Here is a 223-nt window from a genome sequence, read left to right on the forward strand (position 1 = left end):
CACTTAAGAAGGAGGGGTTATCACCAATTACCTATAATGATGAGATTTATATTCCTGTTAGAAGTTTTGCAAACTATATGGGATATTCGGTAAGTTGGAACCAACTGACGAAAACCATATCTTTTTCAAAAGGGAGCAAGTTTAAAGGTATGATTCGACCTATTGACGACTATATTGATTATCATAGTAATAAATATATCGATGTTGAAGAAAAGGTAAATAT

The 223-nt window shown here is 31.8% G+C and carries 1 protein-coding gene; it reads left to right on the forward strand.

What is annotated here, in order from left to right; all coding sequences use genetic code 11:
- Positions 1-223: stalk domain-containing protein (locus tag AACQ14_RS23885; protein ID WP_339366041.1), on the forward strand; the 223-nt coding region annotated here is incomplete at both ends.

Origin of the sequence: Vallitalea maricola, from assembly GCF_036985595.1 — a bacterium.
GTDB lineage: Bacteria > Bacillota > Clostridia > Lachnospirales > Vallitaleaceae > Vallitalea > Vallitalea maricola.